6 protein-coding genes are annotated in these 5,269 nt (G+C 45.4%); 4 read left to right on the top strand and 2 right to left on the bottom strand.

Going from position 1 to position 5,269, the window contains the following annotated elements:
- Window positions 1-189 precede the first annotated feature (189 nt).
- The gene (locus tag F6K38_RS34615; protein WP_287359638.1) at window positions 190-363 is read left to right on the top strand and encodes a hypothetical protein; all 174 of its coding nucleotides are present in this window, start codon (window positions 190-192) and stop codon (window positions 361-363) included.
- Window positions 364-534: 171 nt separating this feature from the next.
- Here the strand turns inward: F6K38_RS34615 and F6K38_RS34610 are convergent, their stop codons facing one another.
- Window positions 535-678 carry a hypothetical protein gene (locus F6K38_RS34610; RefSeq protein ID WP_158026629.1) on the bottom strand — a complete coding sequence of 48 codons (144 nt, stop codon included), beginning with the start codon at window positions 676-678 and terminating at the stop codon, window positions 535-537.
- 336 nt (window positions 679-1,014) lie between these two features.
- Between F6K38_RS34610 and F6K38_RS34605 the strand changes: the two genes are divergently transcribed.
- Window positions 1,015-1,761 carry a hypothetical protein gene (locus tag F6K38_RS34605; RefSeq protein ID WP_008184279.1) on the top strand — a complete coding sequence of 249 codons (747 nt, stop codon included), beginning with the start codon at window positions 1,015-1,017 and terminating at the stop codon, window positions 1,759-1,761.
- A 42-nt stretch (window positions 1,762-1,803) separates the two neighbouring features.
- The gene (locus F6K38_RS34600) at window positions 1,804-1,998 is read left to right on the top strand and encodes a hypothetical protein (RefSeq protein ID WP_071105788.1); all 195 of its coding nucleotides are present in this window, start codon (window positions 1,804-1,806) and stop codon (window positions 1,996-1,998) included.
- Here F6K38_RS34600 and F6K38_RS34595 read toward each other — a convergent pair.
- The gene (locus tag F6K38_RS34595) at window positions 1,995-3,380 is read right to left on the bottom strand and encodes an aldehyde dehydrogenase (RefSeq protein WP_287359636.1); all 1,386 of its coding nucleotides are present in this window, start codon (window positions 3,378-3,380) and stop codon (window positions 1,995-1,997) included. The genes F6K38_RS34600 and F6K38_RS34595 overlap by 4 nt on opposite strands.
- A gap of 264 nt (window positions 3,381-3,644) precedes the next feature.
- Here F6K38_RS34595 and F6K38_RS34590 point away from each other — a divergent pair.
- Window positions 3,645-5,269: ABC transporter permease (locus F6K38_RS34590; RefSeq protein ID WP_287359635.1), on the top strand; the 1,625-nt coding region annotated here is incomplete at its 3' end.

Here is a 5,269-nt window from a genome sequence, read left to right as displayed (position 1 = left end):
GATCAGGAAGATTAAAATTAGTGAGCCTATAAATTAAATGAGCAATGCCCACCAATACCGAGGCTAAGTTATGAAACACTATCATATCACCTCATAAAAGGTACCCTCAAGGGTACTGCCAAGCCAGAGTTAGATTTGACATTATATAAATGTGTTGATTGAAATTAATTACAGCAAGAGGTAAAACCCATGCCTTACAAATACGATAAACCCTGTGTGTTCCAAGTTCCGATCAAATTAGAAGTACCCATTGTGCTCGACCTAGCTGTAGGTGCTAAGCGTAAGTGCTTTACTAAGTATGAGGAAATGGAGATCGAAGAGAACGGAGCGGGTACTGATCCAGCCGAACCAGTTACCACTTAATCTCTCTAGCAATCTCTGACAAGAATCTTTGACGGCTGGCTTTAAATTAGTTCATAGAAATTAGTTCCTCAAATCCCCCTAGGCTTATCAAGTCAGGGGGGTTTTCTTAACCAGTCTCCTGCTAAGCTTAACGTAAGCATATGCCCTACGCGCACGCTACTTGAGGTGCCGTCAGCTGTCAGCCGTCAGCTTAAAATAAACCTCCCACGCTACTTGAGGTGCTTTCTGTAACTCAGCATTATTCGAATGCTGACCTGTTTTATTCTTAACGGTTTCCTCCTTAACCCTGCCGATAGCGCATACGGCGGTTTGCATAACTATCAGGTGCGCTTTCCGCATCTAATTATTAAATTCGCCACGGGTCGCACCTCAGGTACACAGGATTGTTTTCCCACTTCCGACTTCCGACTTCCCTGTTCTCTCTTCCCTGTTCCGGTGATCCGCTGTTCCCTGTTCCCTAAAATTCAGAAATTTGTACCTAACTGAATTGCAAACCGCTGATAGCTGATAGCTGATAGCTGATAACTGATAGCTGAATGCTTACAAGTTAACTAAAAGGTACCCTTAAGGGTACCGCAACTTGTTAGTAAATTATGAGACCATTGGGAGAGATTAAGACTACCTGCCAAACTACCTGATGGAGGGCAAATCATGCCTGACGAAAATATCCACGAATCCTCTTACAACTGTGAATTTGAGATTCCGATCAATTTTTTAGTTCCCTTCTCATTCAAGCCCACATTTGCTCCACAAAAGTGTACCTTCCAACTTTGCAATCACCCTGGTGCTAGTGCCAGTCCGCCACCCTATGGCTTGCGTCTTGATGGACTGCTCACTGGTAATGCCAGAGATATCTATACCTTTGATTTTGAGTACGAGGGCGCAGAGGTATTCCTCGACTACACCAGCACAGGTGAGATCCACATCTACGGAAAAGCCTTCGGTGGACAAAAAGAAGGGAAGAATTACAAAAAAAGGACAACTGACTACTGGGATATCGACTTTACCTACAAAGTTGTGGGACATAAAGACAACGATGCCTATGTCACCGAGAAAGCCTATGGCACATACAAGATTGGCATGGGTAAGGGGACAATCAAGTCTAAGAAGTTCAAGTCCTTTGATCTAGTAGACTACTTCGGTAATCATGAATACTCTTTCCGATTTGGTGATGATACGGAGCACCGGGGCCATAAAGGTATCTCTGGCTGGGGCTGGCTGAATCATAGTGATAGTGGTGCCAAAGATCGTATCTATAAGCACCTAGATTACTCTGACTGGCTATTCGTTGCTAAGATTCCTAAACTATCCATGGCTAAATGGAAGATGATCTGCTGGAGTGGCTTAGCCAGTGCAGTCTGGTGTGAGGATGATCCTAAGAAGTCCGAGCATGATTAGCGATTGGTTATAGCGCCGCGCGCAGTGTTGGGAGATGGGGAGATGGGGAGATGTAAGTGTGGTAAGTGTGGTAAGTGTGGGGGCGCGGGGAGATGGGGAGATGGGGAGATGAAGAGATGGGGAGATGAAGAGATGAGCAACTGGCTACCCAAGACGGCGCTAGCTCCGAAGCTCCCGACTCCCGACTCCCGACTCCCGACTCCCGACTCCCGACTCCCTAAAACGAAGAATGACTAACCACTAATAAATTTCTTGATCTGTCCCAGTTTGTCTTTGTAGGGAGCATAGCGCAACTGCAAATCCAGCCAGAAGGATTTCTTAAGCACGCTTTTTTGGTGAGAAAAGGTATCAAAACCAGCTTTCCCATGATAAGCACCCATGCCACTATCACCAACCCCACCAAATGGTAGGGAAGGAACATTTAGATGCATAACTGTTTCATTCAAGCAAACACCACCAGCAGAGGTCTGTTGCAAAACCTGCTGTTGCTTTGCTTTGTCTCTGGAGAAAAAATATAGCGCTAATGGTTTTGGTCTTTGGTTAACTATCCCAATGGCTTCATCTAAATTACTGTATTCAATCACAGGTAGAATCGGACCAAAGATTTCCTCTTCCATCACTTTATCCTCTAAGGAAATATTGTCGATGACCGTGGGAGCAATATAGCGGTCTTCTGGATTAGTTTGTCCACCAATTATGATGTCACCATCGTTGAGTAAGCTACTCAAACGCTGATAATGCTTATCACTGATAATCCGAGCATAATCTGGACTTTTGGCGGGATCGTCTCCATAAAATTTATGGATACAGGCTTTGATTTCCTGGAGTAAATCAGATTTAATCTCCCGATTGACCAGCAGATAGTCTGGTGCAACGCAGGTTTGACCGGCATTGAGAAACTTACCCCAAACAATTCGTTTTGCTGTAGTCTCTATCGGCACATCTGTCTCCACAATGCAGGGACTTTTACCCCCCAACTCTAGGGTGACGGGGGTTAGGTGTTTGGCAGCAGCAGTCATGATAATTCTGCCAACTTGGGTGCTGCCGGTGAACAAGATATGGTCGAATTTTTCTGCTAACAGTTCCTGACTAGTTTCTACTCCCCCTTCCACTACAGTAATATAGCTAGGGTCAAAGTTTTTCTGGATAATCTCTGCGATCGCACCAGAGGTGTGAGGGGAGATTTCAGAAGGTTTGATAACGCAACAGTTTCCCGCTGCGATCGCACCCACTAAAGGCGCAATGGCTAGAGCAAATGGATAGTTCCAGGGACTGATAATCAGTACTACTCCCAAGGGTTCGGGATAAATTTGACCCGAGCCTGGAAAATTTGCCATTGAGACCGGGACTCTTTTCGGCTTGACCCAGGATTTAATATGCTTGAGGGTGTGATCAATTTCCTGCACCAGGATAATTTCGGTAGCATAAGATTCAAATTCCGCCTTGTGCAGGTCGGCTTTCAAGCCTTCTAAAATGGCAGTATCATTTTCTAAAATAACTTGCTTGAGGCGCTTGAGTTGGGCGATCCGGAATGCCACATCTTTGGTTTTACCGGTGCTGAAAAAATTGCGCTGCTGAGCCAAAATATCCTTGACTTGACTGGTTTGTAGTTCAAGCATCTTAAAATTTAATCCCTGAACGGAAAAAAAAAATCATTTTGTTCTGGTTCAAGGTTAGCAATTATTTGATAGGATAGTTTATTGCTAAATACTTGCAAGAGTTTAGCGTAGGGTGGGTTAGGCGGCGAGTACTTTAAAAGCTCACCTTTGAAGAGATCTGTCCGCCGTAACCCACCAATATTCAGCGACTAATCGCTGTCTATACATTTACTTTATAAACAGCCTCTGAGTTCAGCTCCCTGAAAACATTCCTGAAAACTCCCGATGCCACTAAAAATTTCAGCACTATTGAGCGGTAACAAACCATGGCATCGTCTGGGTTTGCCTGGTTGGACAGTCTCCGTAATTGCGATCGCACTCCTGATTTGCGCACCAGTCCTATCTGTGCTGGGCAGTATGTTCTCCGATTCTTCGGAAGTATGGAGTCATTTAGTCTCCACTGTCTTAGGCAGTTACATTGTCAACTCCCTGTGGTTAATTATAGGTGTAGGTAGTGGAGTATTAATCCTTGGGGTTTCAACAGCATGGCTAGTAACCATGTGTCGCTTCTGGGGAAGCCGGGTGTTTGAATGGGCTTTACTACTGCCTCTGGCAGCACCAGCCTATTTACTTGCCTATACTTACACCAATATGCTGGACTTTTTTGGACCCGTACAGACCTGGCTGCGGCAGCTGTTTGGCTGGACTAGCGTGCAGGATTATTGGTTTCCCAATGTCCGGTCTCTGTGGGGTGCGATCGCAATGTTGTCTCTGGTGCTCTATCCCTACGTTTACCTAATCACCAGGGTAGCGTTCCTAGAGCAATCCGTCCGTACCCTAGAAGCTGCTCGTTCCCTCGGATGTAACCCTTGGCGTGGCTTCTTCACCGTCGCTCTACCCCTAGCCAGACCAGGGATCATGGCAGGTTTGGCCTTAGCACTGATGGAAACCCTAAGCGACTTTGGCACAGTAAAGTATTTCGGTGTCAGTACTTTCACTACAGGCATATATCGTACCTGGTTAGACATGGGTGAGAGGTCAGCTGCTGCTCAACTAGCCGCCTGTTTGCTACTATTTGTAATTATTTTAATTCTACTAGAACGCTGGTCTCGTAAGCAATCTCGCTATTATGAGACTAGCAGTAGTTACCAGGGAATCAAGCCATTTCCACTAACTGGGATCAGAGCCATACTCGCGTTTGTAGCCTGTTTCCTTCCCACTGCTCTTGGATTTTTAGCACCTGCAGCATTTTTGCTGCACATGACCATTAAAAATGCCGAGGAAACCTTAGATGATAATTTTTGGCAGCTAGCTACAAATAGTTTACTATTAGCAATTACAACAGCTGCGATTGCTATGGTCTTAGCATTAGTCATGGCTTATGGGCAACGTCTAGTGCCCAAACTAGGGATGCGCTTAGCAGTACGCACTGCTGCCATGGGTTACGCTATCCCTGGTTCAGTGATTGCAGTTGGTGTCTTGATGCCCTTAGGTCAGTTGGACAATATCATTGACAGCTGGATGCGGGATAACTTGGGCATATCCACCGGTTTAATTTTTAGTGGCACCATCATTGCTCTAGTATACGCCTATCTTGTGCGCTTCCTAGCAATTTCATTCAATACCGTTGAATCCAGCCTAGGTAAGATTAAGCCTAGTTTAGATGATGCCTCTCGCAGTCTCGGTTATGGACCTACGCTGACCCTAATCAAAGTTCACGCCCCATTAATGTGGGGAGGATTGTTAACAGCAGCCATGTTAGTGTTTGTGGATGTGATGAAAGAGTTACCAGCAACTCTGATCATGCGACCGTTTAATTTTGACACCCTGGCAGTACGAGTTTACCAGTATGCCTCCGATGAACGATTAATACAGGCATCAGCACCAGCCTTAGCGATTGTTTTAGTAGG

This window comes from Moorena sp. SIO3B2 (genome assembly GCF_010692525.1).
Taxonomy (GTDB): domain Bacteria; phylum Cyanobacteriota; class Cyanobacteriia; order Cyanobacteriales; family Coleofasciculaceae; genus Moorena; species Moorena producens.
This window is presented reverse-complemented; position numbering and strand designations above follow the sequence as displayed.